Source organism: Achromobacter sp. GW823-FHT04E03 (assembly GCF_058796095.1).
Map to the genome: position 1 here is coordinate 989,526 of NZ_JBXAIJ010000003.1, position 17,785 is coordinate 1,007,310.

At 67.1% G+C, this 17,785-nt stretch carries 16 protein-coding genes; 14 read left to right on the plus strand and 2 right to left on the minus strand.

Annotated features, from left to right (window positions below; translation table 11 throughout):
- Window position 1: 1 nt before the first annotated feature.
- From AC1RHV_RS24210 to AC1RHV_RS24270, 13 genes are all read left to right on the plus strand, one after another.
- Window positions 2–1,546, plus strand: coding sequence for an indolepyruvate oxidoreductase subunit beta family protein (locus AC1RHV_RS24210; protein WP_054457385.1), 1,545 nt, complete (start codon window positions 2–4; stop codon window positions 1,544–1,546).
- Window positions 1,547–1,572: 26 nt separating this feature from the next.
- Window positions 1,573–2,550 carry a PDR/VanB family oxidoreductase gene (locus AC1RHV_RS24215; RefSeq protein ID WP_054457387.1) on the plus strand — a complete coding sequence of 326 codons (978 nt, stop codon included), beginning with the start codon at window positions 1,573–1,575 and terminating at the stop codon, window positions 2,548–2,550.
- A gap of 23 nt (window positions 2,551–2,573) precedes the next feature.
- The gene (locus AC1RHV_RS24220) at window positions 2,574–3,893 is read left to right on the plus strand and encodes an aromatic ring-hydroxylating dioxygenase subunit alpha (RefSeq protein WP_054457389.1); all 1,320 of its coding nucleotides are present in this window, start codon (window positions 2,574–2,576) and stop codon (window positions 3,891–3,893) included.
- Entirely contained in the window at window positions 3,890–4,381 is a 492-nt protein-coding gene (locus AC1RHV_RS24225; protein WP_306649960.1) for an aromatic-ring-hydroxylating dioxygenase subunit beta, read from the plus strand. The genes AC1RHV_RS24220 and AC1RHV_RS24225 overlap by 4 nt, the downstream gene beginning before the upstream one ends.
- 9 nt (window positions 4,382–4,390) lie before the next feature.
- Window positions 4,391–6,025, plus strand: coding sequence for an AMP-binding protein (locus tag AC1RHV_RS24230; RefSeq protein WP_175213829.1), 1,635 nt, complete (start codon window positions 4,391–4,393; stop codon window positions 6,023–6,025).
- Entirely contained in the window at window positions 6,022–7,188 is a 1,167-nt protein-coding gene (locus AC1RHV_RS24235) for a thiolase family protein (RefSeq protein ID WP_492302162.1), read from the plus strand. Before AC1RHV_RS24230 ends, AC1RHV_RS24235 begins: the two co-directional genes overlap by 4 nt.
- Complete coding sequence (locus AC1RHV_RS24240; RefSeq protein ID WP_119449704.1) at window positions 7,185–8,426, plus strand: SDR family NAD(P)-dependent oxidoreductase; 1,242 nt, start codon at window positions 7,185–7,187, stop codon at window positions 8,424–8,426. The genes AC1RHV_RS24235 and AC1RHV_RS24240 overlap by 4 nt, the downstream gene beginning before the upstream one ends.
- Window positions 8,427–8,469: 43 nt before the next feature.
- A complete protein-coding gene (locus AC1RHV_RS24245) occupies window positions 8,470–9,255 on the plus strand; it encodes a cyclase family protein (protein WP_054457398.1) in 786 nt (261 codons plus the stop codon).
- A 50-nt stretch (window positions 9,256–9,305) separates the two neighbouring features.
- Window positions 9,306–10,034, plus strand: coding sequence for an SDR family NAD(P)-dependent oxidoreductase (locus AC1RHV_RS24250; RefSeq protein ID WP_492302165.1), 729 nt, complete (start codon window positions 9,306–9,308; stop codon window positions 10,032–10,034).
- Window positions 10,035–10,224: 190 nt separating this feature from the next.
- On the plus strand, window positions 10,225–11,376 hold the full coding sequence (locus AC1RHV_RS24255) for an ABC transporter substrate-binding protein (protein WP_054457402.1): 1,152 nt from the start codon (window positions 10,225–10,227) through the stop codon (window positions 11,374–11,376).
- Between the two features lie 239 nt (window positions 11,377–11,615).
- Complete coding sequence (locus AC1RHV_RS24260) at window positions 11,616–12,656, plus strand: branched-chain amino acid ABC transporter permease (RefSeq protein WP_119449705.1); 1,041 nt, start codon at window positions 11,616–11,618, stop codon at window positions 12,654–12,656.
- Window positions 12,653–14,446 carry a branched-chain amino acid ABC transporter ATP-binding protein/permease gene (locus AC1RHV_RS24265; RefSeq protein ID WP_054457407.1) on the plus strand — a complete coding sequence of 598 codons (1,794 nt, stop codon included), beginning with the start codon at window positions 12,653–12,655 and terminating at the stop codon, window positions 14,444–14,446. Before AC1RHV_RS24260 ends, AC1RHV_RS24265 begins: the two co-directional genes overlap by 4 nt.
- Entirely contained in the window at window positions 14,446–15,195 is a 750-nt protein-coding gene (locus AC1RHV_RS24270) for an ABC transporter ATP-binding protein (protein ID WP_192354653.1), read from the plus strand. Before AC1RHV_RS24265 ends, AC1RHV_RS24270 begins: the two co-directional genes overlap by 1 nt.
- A 44-nt stretch (window positions 15,196–15,239) precedes the next feature.
- Here the strand turns inward: AC1RHV_RS24270 and AC1RHV_RS24275 are convergent, their stop codons facing one another.
- On the minus strand, window positions 15,240–16,175 hold the full coding sequence (locus tag AC1RHV_RS24275) for a glycosyltransferase family 2 protein (RefSeq protein WP_054457409.1): 936 nt from the start codon (window positions 16,173–16,175) through the stop codon (window positions 15,240–15,242).
- A 224-nt stretch (window positions 16,176–16,399) separates the two neighbouring features.
- Here AC1RHV_RS24275 and AC1RHV_RS24280 point away from each other — a divergent pair, with 224 nt between their 5' ends.
- Window positions 16,400–17,368: a LysR family transcriptional regulator gene (locus AC1RHV_RS24280; RefSeq protein ID WP_119449706.1), complete on the plus strand. Its 969-nt coding sequence runs from the start codon at window positions 16,400–16,402 to the stop codon at window positions 17,366–17,368.
- Between the two features lie 91 nt (window positions 17,369–17,459).
- Here the strand turns inward: AC1RHV_RS24280 and AC1RHV_RS24285 are convergent, their stop codons facing one another.
- On the minus strand, window positions 17,460–17,588 hold the full coding sequence (locus tag AC1RHV_RS24285) for a hypothetical protein (RefSeq protein ID WP_255423380.1): 129 nt from the start codon (window positions 17,586–17,588) through the stop codon (window positions 17,460–17,462).
- Between the last annotated feature and the right edge of the window lie 197 nt (window positions 17,589–17,785).

Consider the following 17,785-nt stretch of genomic DNA (forward strand, 5'->3'; position numbering starts at 1 on the left):
CATGAACCCGGCCGCTATGCAACAAGCCAATCCGATCAAGATCGCCATCCTGGCCATGGGCGGCCAAGGCGGCGGCGTGCTGGCCGACTGGATCGTCGACATGGCCGAGCACGCCGGCTGGTGGGCCCAGACCACCTCGGTGCCAGGCGTGGCCCAGCGCACCGGCGCCACCATCTATTACCTGGAACTGCTGCCCGAAGCCGAAGTGCAACGCGCCGGCCGCCAGCCCGCGCTGGCGCTGATGCCCACCCCGGGCGACGTGGACCTGGTGGTCGCCGCCGAATTGATGGAAGGCGGGCGCGCCATCCAGCGCGGACTGGTCACGCCGGAACGCACGGTGCTGCTCACTTCGTCGCACCGCAGCTATGCGGTCAGCGAAAAATCCGCGCCCGGCAACGGCATCGCCGATCCCAACAAGGTGCTGGAAGCGGGCCGCGCCGCGGCCAAGCGCTTCCTCTGCTTCGACCTGCAAGACCTGGCCGACCGCGCCGGCAGCGTCATCAGCGCCAGCCTGTTCGGCGCGGTAGCCGGCAGCGGCGCCCTGCCGTTCTCGCGCGACGATTTCGAAGCCACGGTGCGGCGCGCCGGCCTGGGCGTGGAAGCCAGCCTGCGCGCCTTCGCGCTGGGCTACGAATCCGCCGACCAGGCGCCCGCGCAACCCGCACCCATCGACCTGGCCCGGCCGGTGCCCGCCGTGCCGGAACGCGCCGCCAGCGCCAAGGCCCAAGCCCTGCTGGATATGATCAAACGCGACTTTCCCGCCTGTGCCCAGCCCATGCTGGCCGCGGGCACGCGCCGCCAGATCGAATTCCAGGATCTGGCCTACGCCACCGAATACCTGCGCCACATGAAGGCCATCCGCGACCTGGACGCCGCCCATGGCGGCGAGGCCCGGCAATGGGCGCTGACCTGTGCCGCCGCGCGCTACGTGGCCACGGCCATGGCCTACGACGACGTGATCCGTGTCGCCGACCTGAAGACCCGCGCCACGCGTTTCGACCGCGTGCGCCAGGAAGTGGGCGCGCGCCCGGACCAGCTGGTCTACACCACCGAATTCATGCATCCGCGCCTGGAGGAGATCTGCGGCACCTTGCCCGCCGGGCTGGGCCGCTGGCTCGAAAACTCCAAGTCGTTCGGCGGCTTCGTCGAACGCCGCCTGGGCCACGGCCGTCGCATGCAGAGCGGCACGCTGGGCGGTTTCCTGATGCTGTACACGCTGGCCGGCATGCGACGCTTTCGCCGCAGCACGCTGCGCCATCAGGCCGAGGCCGCCGGCCTCGCGCAATGGCTGGACCTGATCGCCCGGCTGGTCCCGCGCGACTACGCGCTGGCCGTCGAAACCGTCAATTGCCGCCGCCTGGTCAAAGGCTATAGCGACACCCACGTGCGCGGCGGCGGCAAGTACCGCCAGCTGATCGCGGCGGCAGAGCAACTGGCCGGCCGGCCCGACGCCGCCGAAACGCTGCGCTCGCTGCGAGAAACCGCGCTGGCCAACGAGAAATGCGGCCCCATGGAACGCCAGCTGGCTGAAAAGCTGGCGGCCTGAGACAAGCAAAGATAGGGACAAACGCCGTGCAGACACTGAAACTCATCGTCCGGGAAGTCCGGCAGGAATCGCCGCTGATCCGCTCGTTCCGGCTGGCGCGCGAAGACGCCGGCCCCCTGCCTGCCTTCGGACCGGGCGCGCACCTGAAGGTGACGGTGCCGGGCCTGCGCGAGCCGCGCTGCTATTCGCTGGTGCAGTTGGCGCCGGAAGCCGGCAAGTTCGCGCAGCCCGCGGAGTACCGGCTCGGCGTGCGCCTGGAGGAAACCAGCCAGGGCGGATCTCGCCACATGCATGCGCTGGCCGAGGGCGACACGCTCGATGTCGAAGGCCCGAAGAATGATTTCCCGCTGCACGAATCGCCTGCCGGCGACGAACCCGTCGTGCTGATCGCGGGCGGCATCGGCATCACGCCGGTGGCATCCATGGCCGCGGCGCTCAAGGCCGCGGGACGCGCCTTCCATCTGCATTACTGCGGCCGCAGCAAGGACCAGCTGGCCTTCCTGCCCGAACTGCAGGCCCTGGCCGGCGACGACCTGAGCCTGCACGCGGACGACGATCCGTCCTGCCGCTTCGACCTGCAGGCGCTGCTGGACGCATCCTCGCCGCGCCAGCACCTGTATGTCTGCGGCCCCAAGGGCCTGATCGACGCAGTCATCCAGGGCGCGCACGCACGCCACTGGCCCGACGCCCATATCCATTTCGAACTTTTCGCCACCGCTGCACCGCAGGCCGGCGACCAGCCCTTCGAGGTCGAGCTGCGCCAGTCGGGCCGGGTGCTGACCATCCCCGCTGACAAGACCATCATCGACGTGATGGAAGAGGAAGGCTGCGACCCGATGTACGACTGCAAGCGCGGCGAATGCGGCGTCTGCCAGGCCACCGTGCTGGAAGGCGAACCCGACCACCGCGACTACTACCTCTCGGACACCGAGAAGGCCAGCGGCAAGATCATCCAGATCTGCATCTCGCGCGCGAAATCGGCGCGCCTGGTGCTGGACCTGTAGCCCCGACGCAAGGAAGCGCCCTCATGGCCAAATACCGCGACAACCCCGACGCCATCCGCGCCCTGCTGCGCGACACCGAGGTGCACAAGGATCTGTTCATCGACCAGGAGCTGTTCGAGCTGGAGATGGAACGCCTGTACGCCAACACCTGGGTCTACGTCGGCCACGACAGCCAGGTCCCCAACCCGGGCGACTACATCACCACCACAGTGGGCAACCAGCCCGTGGTGATGGTGCGCCACAGCGACCGCTCGGTGCGGGTGCTGCACAACCGCTGCCCGCACAAAGGCACCATGGTGGCGGGTGAAGCCTGCGGCAACACCGGCAAGTTCTTCCGTTGCCCCTACCACGCCTGGACCTTCAAGACCGACGGCAGCCTGCTGTCCATCCCGCTGAAAAAGGGCTACGAGAACACCGGCCTGGAAAACTGCGAAGCCAGCCAGGGCATGGCTGCCGTGAAGGACGTGAAGAACCATCGCGGCTTCGTGTTCTGCCGCCTGAACCCCGAGGGCCAGTCATTCGAGGATTTCTTCGGCGAATCGCTGTCCACCCTGGACAACATGGTCGACCGCTCGCCCGAGGGCCGGCTGGAAGTCGCCGGCGGCGTGCTGCGCTACATGCACCGCTGCAACTGGAAGATGCTGGTCGACAACCAGACCGACACCTGCCACCCGATGGTGGCGCATGAGTCCTCCGCAGGCACCGCCGTGAAGGTCTGGGAGCAGGCGCCGGAAGGCACTCCCAAGCCCATGGCCGTCGAGTTGTTCGCCCCCTTCATCTCGCCTTACGAGTTCTTCGAGAACATGGGCATCCGCGTATGGGAGAACGGCCACGGCCATACCGGCGTGTCGGACTCCATCCATGCCTCGTACTCGGGCATTCCGGGCTACTGGGACTCCATGGTCGCGGCCTACGGCGAGGAACGCGCCAAGCAGATCCTGGGCGACGTGCGCCACAACACCGTGTACTTCCCCAACATCATGGTCAAGGGCCCGATCCAGACGCTGCGCGTCTTCAAGCCCATCGCCGCCGACCGCACGCTGGTGGAATCCTGGACCTTCCGCCTGGTGGGCGCGCCCGACCTGCTGCTGGAACGCACGCTCATGTACAACCGCCTCATCAACGCGCCGACCTCGGTGGTCGGGCACGACGACCTGGAAATGTACGAGCGCGCCCAGGACGGCCTGCAATCGCGGGCGCGGGACTGGGTCAACGTGGGCCGGCTGTACTCGCCCGACGAGGTCGGGCAGAAGAACGTCGCCACCAATGGCACCAATGAATGGCAGATGCGCAACCAGTACCGCGCATGGGGCCGCTACATGACCGGACCGGAGTCGGTATGAGCGCAAGCGACCGCGAGTTGATCGATTTTGTCTACGCCGAGGCGCGCATGCTGGACGAGCTGCGTTTCGAGGACTGGCTGAACCTGTACACCGAAGACGGCTACTACTGGATGCCGCTGGCCCATGGCCAGAACGATCCCAAGCTGCACGCCTCGCTCATGTACGAAGACAAGCTGCTGCTGCGCGTGCGCGTGGAGCGGCTGGCCGGCCAGCGCACGTTTTCGCAGCAACCCAAGAGCCGCTGCCACCACTTGCTGCAGGCGCCCACGGTGGAGCACGGCCATCCCGATGCCGCCCCCGCCGAAGGCCGCCACGTGGTACGCACCGCCTTCCATTACGTCGAGACGCGGCAGGACGCGCAGACGCTGTATGCAGGCTGGACCACCCACCACCTGGTGGAGCAGGACGGCGTCTTGCGCATCCGTCTCAAGCGCGTGGACCTCGTCAACTGCGACGCGGCCTTCGGCAATATCCAATTGTTCATGTAGGAGCGGCTTGTGAGCACCACGGTCCATCAGGCATTCCGCGACACCGCGGCCCGCTACGGCGCCCAGCCCTTCCTGTGCATCCTGCCGGAAACGGCCCAGGCCTATGGCATCGCCGCAGGCGAACTAAGCTACGCCCAGGCCGCCGAGTCCATCGAGGCCCTGCGCGCGGCCTATGCGCGCGCCGGCTACGGCCACGGCCACCGCGCCGGCCTGCTGCTGGAGAACCGCCCCTCGTTCTTCCTGCACTGGTTCGCGCTGAACGCCCTGGGCGTGTCGGTGGTGCCCATCAACCCCGATCTGCGCGCAGCGGAACTGGAATACCTGACGGGGCATTCCGAGATCGCTTTGGCCGTTGCCCTGCCGGAACGCCATGCCGACCTGCTGGCCGCGGCAGAACGCGCCGGCCGCGAACTGCGTGTGATGGGACCGGACGACACGCCGCCCGCCGCGCCCTTTGCGGCGCCGCTAGCGGGCAGCGAGCCCGATATCCTGACCGAATGCGCCCTGCTCTATACCTCCGGCACCACCGGACGGCCCAAGGGCTGCATCCTGCCCAACCGCTATTTCCTGCATGCCGGCGGCTGGTACGCGCGCATCGGCGGCTTGTGCGAACTGCGCCCTGGCCAGGAACGCATGCTGACGCCGCTGCCCCTGGTCCACATGAACGCCATGGCGTACTCGGCCATGGCCATGCTCCTGACCGGCGGCTGCCTGATTCCGCTGGACCGCTTCCATCCCAAGACCTGGTGGGACAGCGTGCGCGATTCCGGCGCGACGGTGCTGCACTACCTGGGCGTCATGCCCGCCATCCTGATGAAGGCCGAACCGTCCGCACGGGATAAGCAGCCCGCCATCCGCTTCGGCTTCGGCGCGGGCGTGGACCGCAAGCTGCACCAGCCCTTTGAAGAACGCTTCGGCTTTCCGCTGCTGGAAGCCTGGGCCATGACCGAAACTGGCGCGGGCGCCGTCATCATCGCCAACCATGAGCCGCGCCACATCGGCAGCAGCTGCTTCGGCCGCGAGGAAGAAGACGTGCTGGTGCGCATCGTCGCTGATTCCGGCTTGGAAGCCGCCGCCGGCGAACCGGGCGAATTGCTGGTGCGCCACGCCGGCGATGACCCGCGCTACGGATTCTTCGCCGGCTACCTCAAGGACCAGGACGCGACCTCCCAGGCCTGGGAGGACGGCTGGTTCCATACCGGCGACATCGTGCGCCGCGACGCCGACGGCGCGCTGCGCTTCGTGGACCGCAAGAAGAACGTCATCCGCCGCAGCGGCGAGAACATCTCCGCAGTGGAAGTCGAAAGCGTGCTGCTGCAGCACCCGCTGGTGAAGGCCGTGGCGGTCGCCGCCGTGCCCGACGCCGTGCGCGGCGACGAAGTGCTGGCCTGCGTGGTGCCCGAAAGCCTGCCGGCCGAGGGCGTCGCAATGGCCGAGGCCGCCCGCAGCATCGTGCAATGGAGCCTGGAGCAGCTGGCCTATTACAAGGCCCCCGGCTACGTCGCCTTCGTCGACAGCCTGCCGCTGACCACCACCAACAAGATCCAGCGCGGCGAAATGAAAGCCCTGGCGCCCACGCTGCCCGGCACGGCCCGCTGCGTGGACACCGGCCACATGAAGAAGCGCCAGGAGCCCGCGCGATGAACCGCCTGGGCTATGGCGGCGTGGTGGCGGCCCTGCCCGTCACGATTCCGTATGAACGCTATTCCACCCATGCGGCCCACTGGTGGCTGGGACGGGCGCTGGGCGCGCTGATCCGCCAGGCCGGTATCGCCAAGACCGAGGTGGACGGCCTCTGCGTGTCCAGCTTCACCCTGGCGCCCGACACCGCCGTCGGCCTGGTGCAGCACCTGGGCATGAGCCCGCGCTGGCTGGACCATATCCCCATGGGCGGCGCCAGCGGCGTGGCCGCCTTGCGCCGCGCGGCCCGCGCCGTGCAGGCCGGCGACGCCAGCATCGTGGCCTGCATCGCAGGCGACACCAACCACGTGGACTCGTTCCGCAACACGGTCAGCCAGTTCTCGCGCTTCGCGCAGGACGCGGTCTATCCCTATGGCGCAGGCGGCCCCAACGCCAGCTTCGCGCTGCTGACCGCCAACTACATGCGCGCGACCGGCGCCACCCGCGAGGACTTCGGCAAGCTTTGCGTGGCGCAGCGCGACAACGCCCTGCGCTATCCGCACGCGCTGATGAAGAAGCCGTTGACGCTCGCCCAGTACCTGGACGCCCGCGTCATCACCGACCCGATACACCTGTTCGATTGCGTGATGCCCTGCGCCGGCGCCGACGGCTTCCTGGTCATGAGCGAAGACCGGGCGCGCGCGCTGAGCCTGCCCTACGCCCGCATCCTCTCCACCATCGAACGCCACAACGCCTGGATCGAGGACCCGATCCAGACCCGCGGCGGCTGGACCGTGGACCTGGACGAACTCTACGGCCAGGCCGGCGTCCAGCCCGGCGACATGGATTTCCTGCAGGCCTACGACGACTATCCCGTCATCAACCTGATGCAGATCGAAGACCTGGGCTTCTGCCCGAAGGGCGCGGCCCCCGACTTCGTGCGCAACAACAGCTTCACCGTGGACGGCAGCTTTCCCTTCAATACCAACGGCGGCCAATTGTCCGTGGGCCAGGCCGGCGCCGCCGGCGGCTATCTGGGCATGGTCGAAGCGCTGCGCCAGTTGAGCGGCACGGCCGGCGGCACGCAGGTGGCCGACGCCCGCCTCGGTATGGTGAGCGGCTTCGGCATGATCAATTACGACCGCGGGCTGTGCACGGCCGCGGCCATCCTGGGGAGCCACGCATGACCGAACCCTTGGCCAAGCCGCCCCGCAAGAACCCGATCGCCCGCACCCGCCAGCCGACGCTGCCGCCGGGCTGGCGCAGCCGCAGCGCGCTTGGGCTGACCGCCGCCGCAGCCGAGGGCCGCTTCGACCTGCAGACCTGCGCCGATTGCGGCACGGTCCAGTATCCGCCCCGCGAAGTCTGCGGCCATTGCCTGTCCGAGCATCTGCCCTGGCGGCCTGCCGATCCCGGCGGCGTGCTGCTGGTCAGCACCACCCTGCATCACAGCAACGACCTGTATTTCCGCGAACGCCTGCCCTGGCGCGTGGGCACGGTGCGCATGACTGCCGGCCCATCCGTGGTGGCGCATGTGCACCAGGACTGCGCCGACGGCGACCGCGTGCGCCTGGCGCTGAAGCTGGACCGCAGCGGCCAGGCCGTGATGATCGCCCTGCCTGAAAGGAATACGCCCAACATGGAAGACGACAAGACCCTGCGCGAAACCTCTTGCGATCCGAAGTTCCGCCGCGCGCTCGTCACCGACGGCAAGTCGGCGGTGGGCCAGGCCGTGGCGCGCGCCCTGCTGGACGCCGGCTGCCCGACCGTGTTCCTGGGCGACCCGCAAGCCTGGAAGCGCGACGCCGCCTATGAGACCCTGGCGGCAGACCCGCGGGTGCAGGCGGTGGTGCTGGACGTGACCGATACCGATTCAGTCGAGCGCGCCGCCGCCTCCATCGGCGGCAAGGTCGAGATCCTGGTGAACACCGCCGACCTGGAACGCGAAGGCGGGCTGCTGAACCGCAAGGACGTGAACACGGCGCGCGACGCCATGGACGTGAACGTGCTGGGGCTGATGCGCCTGGCGCAGAGCTTCGGCCCGGCCCTGTGCGGACGCGCGGCGGACGGCGTGAACAGCGCCACGGCCTGGGTCAACGTGCTGTCCATCTACGCCCACATGAACCTGCCGTCGCGCGGCATGTGGTCGGCGTCCAAGGCGGCTGCGCTGTCCCTGGCGCAATGCCTGCGCGCCGAGATGCGCGGCGCGGGCGTGCGGGTGGTGAACGTGTTCCCCGGGCCGGTGGATCACGAATGGGAGCAGCGCACGCCGCCCCCGCGCGTGGCGCCTGCCGCGATCGCGGCCGCCATCGTGCGCGCGCTCAAGGACGGCATCGAGGACGTCTACGTCGGCGATGTCGCGCAGGAATTCCGCGCCCGGCTGGCGGAAAACCCCAAGGGACTGGAACGGGAGCTGGGAGCCTGACGGCCCGCCGCCCCGACAACGTACGAACCTAGAGGAACAGCACATGAGCCAAAACATTCTTGCCCAATTCATGGCCGAACTGATGTCCGGCCGCATCCGCGTGGTGGACCTGACCGAAACGCTGACGCCGGAATTCCCGACCATCGTGCTGCCGCCGGAATTCGGCCAGGCCTGGCCGTTCCGCATCGAGGAAATCTCGCGCTACGACGAGCGCGGCCCCGCCTGGTACTGGAACAACTTCTCGTGCTCCGAACACACCGGCACCCACTTTGACGCGCCGGCCCATTGGGTCACGGGCAAGGACCAGCCCGACAACACCGTCGACACCATTCCGGTGGAAGCCTTCATCGCCAGCGCCTGCGTCATCGACTGCTCGGCCGAGTCGCGCGACAACCCCGATTTCCTGCTGACCATCGACTTCGTGAAGAAATGGGAAGAGCAGCATGGCCGCATTCCCGCGCGTTCCTGGGTGCTGATGCGCACCGACTGGTCCAAGCGCGCCAAGCCCGCCGATTACCTGAACCAGCAGGAAGACGGCGCGCACTCGCCCGGCCCGGACGCTGAAGTGGTGCCCTGGCTGATCAAGGAGCGCGACGTGCACGGTTTCGGCACCGAGTCGGTCGGCACCGACGCGGGCCAGGCGCAGCACCTGGATCCCCCCTATCCTTGCCACTACTACATGCATGGCAACAACCGCTACGGCCTGCAATGCATGACCAACCTGGACCAGCTGCCGCCCACCGGCGCGGTGATCTTCTCGGCGCCGCTCAAGATCCGCAGCGGCTCGGGCAGCCCGCTGCGCGTGCTGGCGCTGGCGCCCAAGGCCTGAGCAGGCCGCCCCAGAGCCGGCCTCACGACAACGACAACAGGGGGATGCCCATGACGCACACCAACGTCGCCATCGTCACCGGCGGCAGCGCCGGCATCGGCGCCGAAATCTGCCGCAGCATGCTGGACGCGGGCTACGAAGTGATTTCCATGGCACGCCGCGCCGCCGACTTCAGCCACCCGCGCCTGCACAACGTGCAGGTGGACCTGCTGGACGCCGAGGCCACCGCGCAAGCGGGCGCCGAAGCCGCTGCCAGCTTTCCCATCAGCCACGTCATTCACAACGCCGGCGTCATCTGGCCCAACCTGCTGCCGCAGGTCACGCAGGAAGAACTGCACGGCCTGACCCAGATCCACCTGGGCGCGGCCATCAGCCTGGTGCAGGCCGCCCTGCCCGGCATGCAGGAGCGCAAGTTCGGCCGCATCGTGATGATGTCCTCGCGCGGCGCACTGGGCCTGCCGACCCGCACTGCCTATTCGGCCACCAAGGCCGGCATGGTGGGCATGGCGCGCACCTGGTCGCTGGAGCTGGCGCCTTATGGCATCACGGTCAACGTGGTGGCTCCCGGCCCGATCCAGACCGACATGTTCTACGAGGTGATCGCGCCCGGCAGCGAGCGCGAAAAGCAGCTGGCGGCCGGCATACCGGTCAAGCGTCTGGGGCGTTCCGACGACGTGGCGCGCGCCGTCATGTTCTTCTCGGATCCCGCCAACAGCTTCGTCACCGGCCAGACGCTGTTCGTCTGCGGCGGCGCCAGCGTCAGCTCCATCACCATCTGAACACGCGTCGCGCGAGCCCGCTTCGGGTTTTGACGGATAGGTAAGCACTGCGGACCAGGTCTACAGTGCGAGCCTGCGCACAGAAAGTTTAAGCAACAAGTATTAAAGCAAACCAAGCAAGCACAGAAGTACCCGTTTTCTCCGTTTTCCAGCCGCACCCCCACCCTGCTCCCTATCCGGAGGTTTTGCCATGCTGTCGAAGAAACTCCCCCTGGCCGCTGCCGCCGCGGTAGCCGCGCTGTTCGCCCTGCCCGCCCTGGCCCAAGTCAAGGTCGGCGTCGTCACTTCATCCACCGGCCCGACGGCCCTGGTGGGGATTCCCCAGAAGAACACCGTGCCGCTGCTGCCGAAGAAAATCGGCGACCTGACCGTGGAATACATCTCGCTGGATGACGCCAGCGATTCCACCAACTCGGTGACGGCCTTCAAGAAGCTGATCTCGGAGCAGAACGTGGACGCGCTGATCGGCCCGTCGGGCTCGCCCAACGCCATGGGCGTGATCCAGTTCGCGGCGGAAGCCGGCGTGCCGATGCTGGCGCCCGTGGGCACCGCCGCCGTCGTGCTGCCCATGAACGACCAGAAGAAGTGGGTCTTCAAGACCACGCAGAACGACGACATCATTGCGCGCGCGCTGGTCGACCACATGGCCAAGACCGGCATCAAGACTGTCGGCTTCATCGGCCTGAACGATCCCTACGGCGAGAACTGGTACAAGGTCTTCTCGGGCATGGCCGCCGAAAAGGGCATCAAGATCGCCGCCAACGAACGCTACCTGCGCTTTGACAGCTCGGTCACGGGCCAGGCGCTGAAGATCCTGGCCGCCAAGCCGGACGCCGTGCTGGTGGCCGCCCCCGGCGCCGCCAGCGTGCTGCCCCAGACCACCCTGTTCGACCAGGGCTACAAGGGCAAGTTCTACCAGACCCACGGCGCGGCCCTGCCCGACTTCCTGAAGCTGGGCGGCAAGAAGGTCGAAGGCACGGTGCTGGCCGCCAGCCTGATGCTGGTGCTGCCGGAAATGCCGGACAGCAACCCGTCCAAGAAGGTCGCTTCGGACTACATCGCCGCCTACGAAAAGCTCAACGGCTCCAAGCCCGCCACCTTCGGCGCCAACGTCTATGACGCCGGCCTGCTGCTTGAGAAGGCCGTGCCGCTGGCGGAAAAGGCCGGCAAGCCGGGCACCAAGGAGTTCCGCAACGCGCTGCGCGATGCGCTGGAACAGACCAAGGAGCTGGTTGGCACGCAAGGCGTCTACAACATGACGGCCGCCGACCACAGCGGCTTTGACGACCGCGGCCGCGAGCTCATCACCGTCAAGGACGGCGCCTGGACATTGGTGAAATAGTCCCCCCCCCGAAGCGCTGCGCGCTTCCCCCCCAGGGGGGCATGCCTGCGGACCGGCAGAGCCCGGCTCCGCAAGGTGGACTCCCCCCGAAGCGCTCCGCGCTTCCCCCCAGGGGGCATGCCTGCGGACCGGCAAAGCCGGCTCCGCGGCATCCCGAGGATGCGCAGAGTTTGCTCCGTGGGCGCGCGGATGGGGAATGAGGTGCCTGGCGTGCTTGTCTGTCTTACCCGGAATTTCGCATGAATGCTCAGATTGCCCTGATACTCGGGCAGGACGGCATCACCAACGGCGCCATCTATGCGCTGCTGGCCTTGTCCATCCTGCTGGTCTTTACCGTCACCCGCGTGCTGTTCATCCCGCAAGGCGAGTTCGTCGCGTTCGGCGCGCTCACCATGGCCGCGTTGCAGGCCGGCAAGCCGGTGCTGCTGGTGTGGCTGCTGTTTGCCTTCGCGCTGGCCGAGGTCGGCGCCGATCTGCTGGCGCGGCGCAAGCGCCCCGGGCGCAACCGCGGCGTCTGGCGCATGGCGGTCAAGGTGGCCTATCCGCTGGTGCTGGCCGCGCTGTTCTACAACCTGCCGCTGGCCCAGCTGCCGATGGCGGCGCAGGCGCTGCTGACGCTGCTGCTGCTGGTGCCGATGGGACCGCAGCTGTACCGCTTGTTCTACCAGCCCATCGCGTCGGCCTCGACGCTGGTGCTGCTGATCGTCTCCATTGCCGTGCACCTGGCGCTGGTGGGCCTGGGGCTGCTGGCCTTCGGCGCGGAAGGCGCGCGCACGGCGCCCTTCAGCGACGCCAGCCTGGCGCTGGGGCCGTTGAACGTCAACAGCCAGGCGCTATGGGTGGTGGCGGTGTCGGCCTTGCTCATCGTCGTGCTCTACCAGTTCTTTGAACGCTCGATGTACGGCAAGGCCCTGCGCGCAGCCGCCTTCAACCGGCTGGGCGCGCGGCTGATGGGCATTTCGCCGATCTTCGCCGGCAAGGCCACGTTCTTCCTGGCCGCGCTGATCGGCACGGTGTCGGGCATCCTGATTGCGCCCATCACCACCATGTACTTCGACTCCGGCTTCATGGTCAGCCTGAAGGGCTTCGTGGGCGCCATCATCGGCGGCCTGGTGAGCTATCCGCTGGCAGCGGCCGGCGCCATCCTGGTCGGCCTGATCGAAGCCTTCTCCTCGTTCTGGGCCAGCGCCTACAAAGAAATCATTGTGTTCACGCTGATCATCCCCGTGCTGCTCTGGCGTTCACTGAAAAGCCATCACGTCGAGGAAGAAGACGAATGAACCCGCGCCACATCCTCTTCGCATTCCTGGCGCTGCTGGCCCTGGCGCCGCTGGCGCTGCCGCCGTTCTACGTCACCTTGCTGAACTACATCGGCCTGTACGCCATGGTGGCGCTGGGCCTGGTGCTGCTGACCGGCGTCGGCGGACTGACGAGTTTCGGGCAGGCCGCGTTCGTGGGCGTGGGCGCCTACACCACGGCGTTGCTGACCACCCGCGCGGACACGCTGCCGTCCTGGCTGGCATGGCTGGGCGCATCGCCCTGGCTGACCCTGCTGGCGGGGCTGTTGCTCACGCTGGTCATCGCTTACCTGCTGGGCGCGATCACGCTGAAGCTGTCGGGGCATTTCCTGCCACTGGGCACCATCGCCTGGGGCCTGTCGCTGTACTTCGTCTTCGGCTCGGTGGAGGGCCTGGGCGGCCACACCGGCATCCCGGACATTCCCGCCATCAATCTGTTCGGCTGGACGCTGAACCAGGGCGACAACATCTACTACCTGATCTGGGCCTTCCTGCTGGTGGCCGTATGGTCCACGCAGAACCTGCTGGATTCGCGCGAGGGCCGCGCCATCCGGGCGCTCAAGGGCGGCCGCGTGATGGCCGAATCGATGGGCGTGGATACTGCGCGCTCGCGCATGGTGATCTTCATCATCGCCGCGCTGCAGGCCTGCGCCTCGGGCTGGCTGTACGCGCACATGCAGCGCTTCGTGAACCCCAACCCCTTCGGCCTGCAGATGGGCATCGAGTACCTGTTCATGACCGTCATCGGCGGCGCGGGACAGGTCTGGGGCGCGCTGGTCGGCGCGGGCGTCTTCACCGTGCTCAAGCAATGGCTGCAGGACTGGATGCCCAAACTGCTGGGCCAGACCGGCAACTTCGAGGTGATCGTATTCGGCTTCGGCATGGTGCTGCTGCTGCACCGCGCCCGCAGCGGCCTGTGGCCGGTGCTGACGCGCTGCGTGCCGGTGAAGAAGCAACAGCGCAAGCTGGACATGAACGCCGAGCCGCTGCCGCGCAAGCCCATGCCGCCGCGCGGCGAGGTGGTGCTCAAGGCCGTGGACGTGACCCGCAAGTTCGGCGGCCTGGTCGCCAACAACGCCATGAACCTGGAAATCCGCGCAGGCGAAATCCTGGCGCTGATCGGGCCCAACGGCGCGGGCAAGAGCACCATGTTCAACCAGATCTCGGGCGTGGACACGCCGACTTCCGGCACGGTGACGCTGCTGGGCCATTCCGTGGCCGGCGTCGGCGCGCGCCGCATCGCGCGGCTGGGCCTGTCGCGCACCTTCCAGCACGTGCGCCTGCTGGGCCGCATGAGCGTGCTGGAGAACGTGGCCATCGGCGCCCATCTGCGCGGCCATCGCGGCGTGCTGCCTGCCGCCTGGCGGCTGGACCGCGCCGAGGAAGCGCGCCTGCTGGCCGAAGCCGCCCGCCAGGTCGAGCGCGTGGGCCTGGGCAAGCATCTGCACGACGAGGCTGGCTCGCTGGCCCTGGGACAGCAGCGCATCCTGGAAATCGCCCGCGCGCTGGCGTCCGACCCCTGCATCCTGCTGCTGGACGAGCCCGCCGCCGGCCTGCGCTACCAGGAAAAATGCGAGCTGGCCGAATTGCTGAAGAAGCTGCGCGCCGAAGGCATGGCCATCCTGCTGGTGGAGCACGACATGGACTTCGTGATGGGCTTGGTGGACCGCGTGGTGGTCATGGACTTCGGCGAAAAGATCGCCGAAGGCCTCCCCGCCGAGATCCAGAACAACCCCGCGGTGCTTGAAGCCTATCTGGGCGGAGTGGAATGATGAGCGCGAAACTGCTGGAAGTGCGCGACCTGCGCGTGGCCTACGACAAGGTCGAGGCCGTCTCGGGCGTCAGCCTGGAAGTAGGCGAAGGCCAGATCGTGACCGTGATCGGCCCCAACGGCGCCGGCAAGACCACCTTGCTGTCTGCCATCATGGGCGTGCTGCCGTCCAGCGGCCGGATCGTCTTTGGCGGCAAGGTCCAGGAGCATGCCGAGATCGAGGAAATGGTGGCGGCCGGCATGAACCTGGTGCCTGAGAAGCGCGAGCTGTTCGCCGAGATGACGGTGGAAGACAATCTGATGCTGGGCGCGTTCCACCGCTTCCGCAGCGGCCTGCGCGACCAGGACCAGACGCTGGCCGAGGTCTATGAACTGTTTCCGCGCTTGAAGGAGCGCCGCGCCCAGCTGTCCGGCACGCTATCCGGCGGCGAACGCCAGATGCTGGCGGTGGGCCGCGCGCTGATGGCCAAGCCCAAGCTCCTGATGCTGGACGAGCCCAGCCTGGGCCTGGCGCCGCGCATCGTGCGCGAAGTGTTCCGCATCGTCACGCGCTTGCGCGAGATGGGCGTGTCCATCCTGCTGATCGAACAGAACGCCCGCGCCGCGCTGCAGGTGGCGGACTATGCCTATGTGCTGGAAACAGGTGCCGTCACGCTGGAAGGCCCGGCCGCCCAGGTGGCGGAAGACCCGCGCGTGGTCGAGGTGTATCTGGGACTGGGGCACGGAGCCGCTGCCTCAACGCCCGCCTGAAACGCCGGCAGAAGCCTGCCAAGGGCCTGCCAGCTTGGCAGGCTTCAGGCCACGCCGCGGCGTCTGTCGCGGCGGTACATGGCATAGCCCAGCGGCCACAGGGCCGCGACCATGAACTTCGCCATGGGATTGGTCAGCTTGTAGGCTTGCACCGCCGTCGGCACGCCGGAATGCTTCAGATGCAGCCGAAAGCGCGTGTAGCGGATCGCGGCCATGATGAATTCGCGCGGCCGGTAGCGGAAGAATTCCAGGTGATGCTGCAACACGTCCCAGGCCAGCAGGTACAGGCCTTGGGCATTGTTGCCCACGGAAACCGCGCCCTGGCTCAGGCCGCCGGGCGTGTCGTGGTAAGTCCGCACCACGCGGTTGATGAAGCGGCTGAGATACCCCGCCCGCGCAATCGCCCACCACACCAGGCTTTCGGGCACAAAGCCCGCGACATCCTCGGGGAAGGGGTACTTCCTGAGAATGTCGGTGCGCATACAGCCGAATTTCTCGCCTTTGATGCGATAGCGGAAATAGACATCCACCGCCGTGCTGTCGAACACGTCCTGCGGATAGCGGTCGCCGACGATGCTGCCATCGGGACGCGCACACAGGCCCGTCACGGCCACGTAGGATTCGCGCCGCGCCGGCGGAATGCTGTCCCAGGCCTCCTTGAATGTGGCCAGGGCATCGGGCGGCATTTCGTCGTCGCTGTCCAGCGCGACGATGAGTTCGCCGCGCGCCTCGCGCACGCCACGGTTGAAGGCGGTTTTCTTGTGGCGGTTGTTCTGCCAGAAATAACGGATGGGAAAATCGGCGCGCGCCTGCCAGTCCAGGATCGATTCGTGGGTGTTGTCGGTGGAACCGTCGTCCACCACGACCCATTCGAAATCCCGGAAAGTCTGCCGGGAAAGGGATTCATATACCCGGTGCAGCGTGCCCGCCCGATTGTAGGTGGGCGTTAAAACAGTGAATAAAGTTGGTGTGTCGGTCATGCCCACTGAGCCCCTTTGCGATGCGTCGAGCAAGCGCTGCGGTCTTGGTTTTGGTGTTTTCGCCTGAAGTTTAGGGGATATGCTCGCGCGTACCGGCCCCGTCGGCCTCAAATTTGCAATCAAATCTGACAAAAACTGCAATTCGCGGGACTTCGCGAAGCCGTAGTTGCCTTGGGACGCACTCCGTAGTGGCGTACACTCGGGCGGCCAAAATCGGAATGCCTATGGAAGCTTCGACCGTCCAGCTCAATGACATCGCCTTGTTCGTGGAGGTTGCCAAGCGCAAGAGCTTCAGCCTGGCGGCGCGCGCGCTGAACATGCCGACCTCGACTTTATCGCGCCGCATCAACGAGTTGGAGCGCGCCATCGGCCTGCGGTTGATCAACCGCAACACGCGCCGCCTCGACCTCACCGAAGCCGGCGCGGCCTATATGCGGCGCTGCCAGGGCCTGATCGACGAAGCCAGGTTGGCGCACGAGCAGCTGCAATCCCTGTCCGGCGGCCCGTCCGGCAACCTCCGGGTATCCATGCCCTACAGCCTGGCGATCTGGCTGTTGCCAGAAACCATCAATGATTTCACCGACCGCTATCCGGAAGTGGAATGCGAGTTCGACCTGAGCATGATGACGGCCTCCGACGCGCAAGGCACGCCGTTCGACATCGTGCTGCGCTTTGGCAGCAACGCGGATTACCCGCTGGCGTCGGCCAGCGCCGCCGATCTGAATGGCAACCGGGGCATGCACAGCGGGGCGGTCGTGCAGGAGCTGGTCTCCCTGAACAACTACCTGTATGCCTCCGACCGCTACCTGGAACGCTACGGCGAGCCCAAGACGCCGGCGGATCTCACCCAGCACCAGTGCCTGCGCACCACCATCGACGAGGCGCATTCGCACTGGACGCTGCGCCGCGGCGCGGTCAGCGAACGCGTGCCGGTCAGCGGCCACCTGGCGGCCAACAACATGAGCATCGCGGGCACCCTGGCGGGCCTGGATCTGGCGATCACGCGCATGCCGCATTGCCTGGCGCTGGAGCCCATCATCAAGCGCAATTCGCTCAAGCGGGTGCTGCCAGGCTGGTCGGTGGATCCGATCTCGATCTACGTGGTGTATCCGTCCAGCATCCAGCCGGCCAAGACCCGGGCCTTCATGGACTTCATCCGGCCCAAGCTCGGTCCGCCCCAGGACAAGAAATAGGCTGGTCCCCGCAGGACAAAAAAAAAACCGCTCGGCGCACCGAGCGGTTTTTTTGATCTGGCCGAGCCTGGGCTGCGGCCGGACGCGTCACTTAGACGCGCTTGATCTTTTCCAGCATCTTGAAAACGCCCTTGGGCGACGTGACGAACAAGCGCTTGAAAGCCTTGCCCAGGCAACGACGTTCCAGGGTGTTGCGACGCACGCGTTTGCGTTCAGCCATGTTGATTCTCCTGTTGAATTTGCGGAAATGTTGCCCGCACAACCGGAAACTGGGCTGGCGGAAAATTCGGGTAACTTGGCATTTTAGCCTGAAATGCCCTGACGGCGCCAGCGACGGAAAAATGCGGCGTTTCCGCCACGTTCGCGCCTGAAGCACTCAAACGCGGGACGGAACGCCGCCCGGTCAGCCGGAATAGG

What these genes read in the sequence shown, in the direction of transcription:
- AC1RHV_RS24220 (WP_054457389.1), top strand. Translation starts at nt 2,574, where the DNA reads ATGGCCAAATACCGCGACAACCCCGACGCCATCCGCGCCCTGCTGCGC.
- AC1RHV_RS24210 (WP_054457385.1), top strand. Translation starts at nt 2, where the DNA reads ATGAACCCGGCCGCTATGCAACAAGCCAATCCGATCAAGATCGCCATC.
- AC1RHV_RS24270 (WP_192354653.1), top strand. Translation starts at nt 14,446, where the DNA reads ATGAGCGCGAAACTGCTGGAAGTGCGCGACCTGCGCGTGGCCTACGAC.
- AC1RHV_RS24240 (WP_119449704.1), top strand. Translation starts at nt 7,185, where the DNA reads ATGACCGAACCCTTGGCCAAGCCGCCCCGCAAGAACCCGATCGCCCGC.
- AC1RHV_RS24275 (WP_054457409.1), bottom strand. Translation starts at nt 16,175, where the DNA reads ATGACCGACACACCAACTTTATTCACTGTTTTAACGCCCACCTACAAT.
- AC1RHV_RS24250 (WP_492302165.1), top strand. Translation starts at nt 9,306, where the DNA reads ATGACGCACACCAACGTCGCCATCGTCACCGGCGGCAGCGCCGGCATC.
- AC1RHV_RS24255 (WP_054457402.1), top strand. Translation starts at nt 10,225, where the DNA reads ATGCTGTCGAAGAAACTCCCCCTGGCCGCTGCCGCCGCGGTAGCCGCG.
- AC1RHV_RS24260 (WP_119449705.1), top strand. Translation starts at nt 11,616, where the DNA reads ATGAATGCTCAGATTGCCCTGATACTCGGGCAGGACGGCATCACCAAC.
- AC1RHV_RS24280 (WP_119449706.1), top strand. Translation starts at nt 16,400, where the DNA reads ATGGAAGCTTCGACCGTCCAGCTCAATGACATCGCCTTGTTCGTGGAG.
- AC1RHV_RS24285 (WP_255423380.1), bottom strand. Translation starts at nt 17,588, where the DNA reads ATGGCTGAACGCAAACGCGTGCGTCGCAACACCCTGGAACGTCGTTGC.
- AC1RHV_RS24245 (WP_054457398.1), top strand. Translation starts at nt 8,470, where the DNA reads ATGAGCCAAAACATTCTTGCCCAATTCATGGCCGAACTGATGTCCGGC.
- AC1RHV_RS24225 (WP_306649960.1), top strand. Translation starts at nt 3,890, where the DNA reads ATGAGCGCAAGCGACCGCGAGTTGATCGATTTTGTCTACGCCGAGGCG.
- AC1RHV_RS24265 (WP_054457407.1), top strand. Translation starts at nt 12,653, where the DNA reads ATGAACCCGCGCCACATCCTCTTCGCATTCCTGGCGCTGCTGGCCCTG.
- AC1RHV_RS24235 (WP_492302162.1), top strand. Translation starts at nt 6,022, where the DNA reads ATGAACCGCCTGGGCTATGGCGGCGTGGTGGCGGCCCTGCCCGTCACG.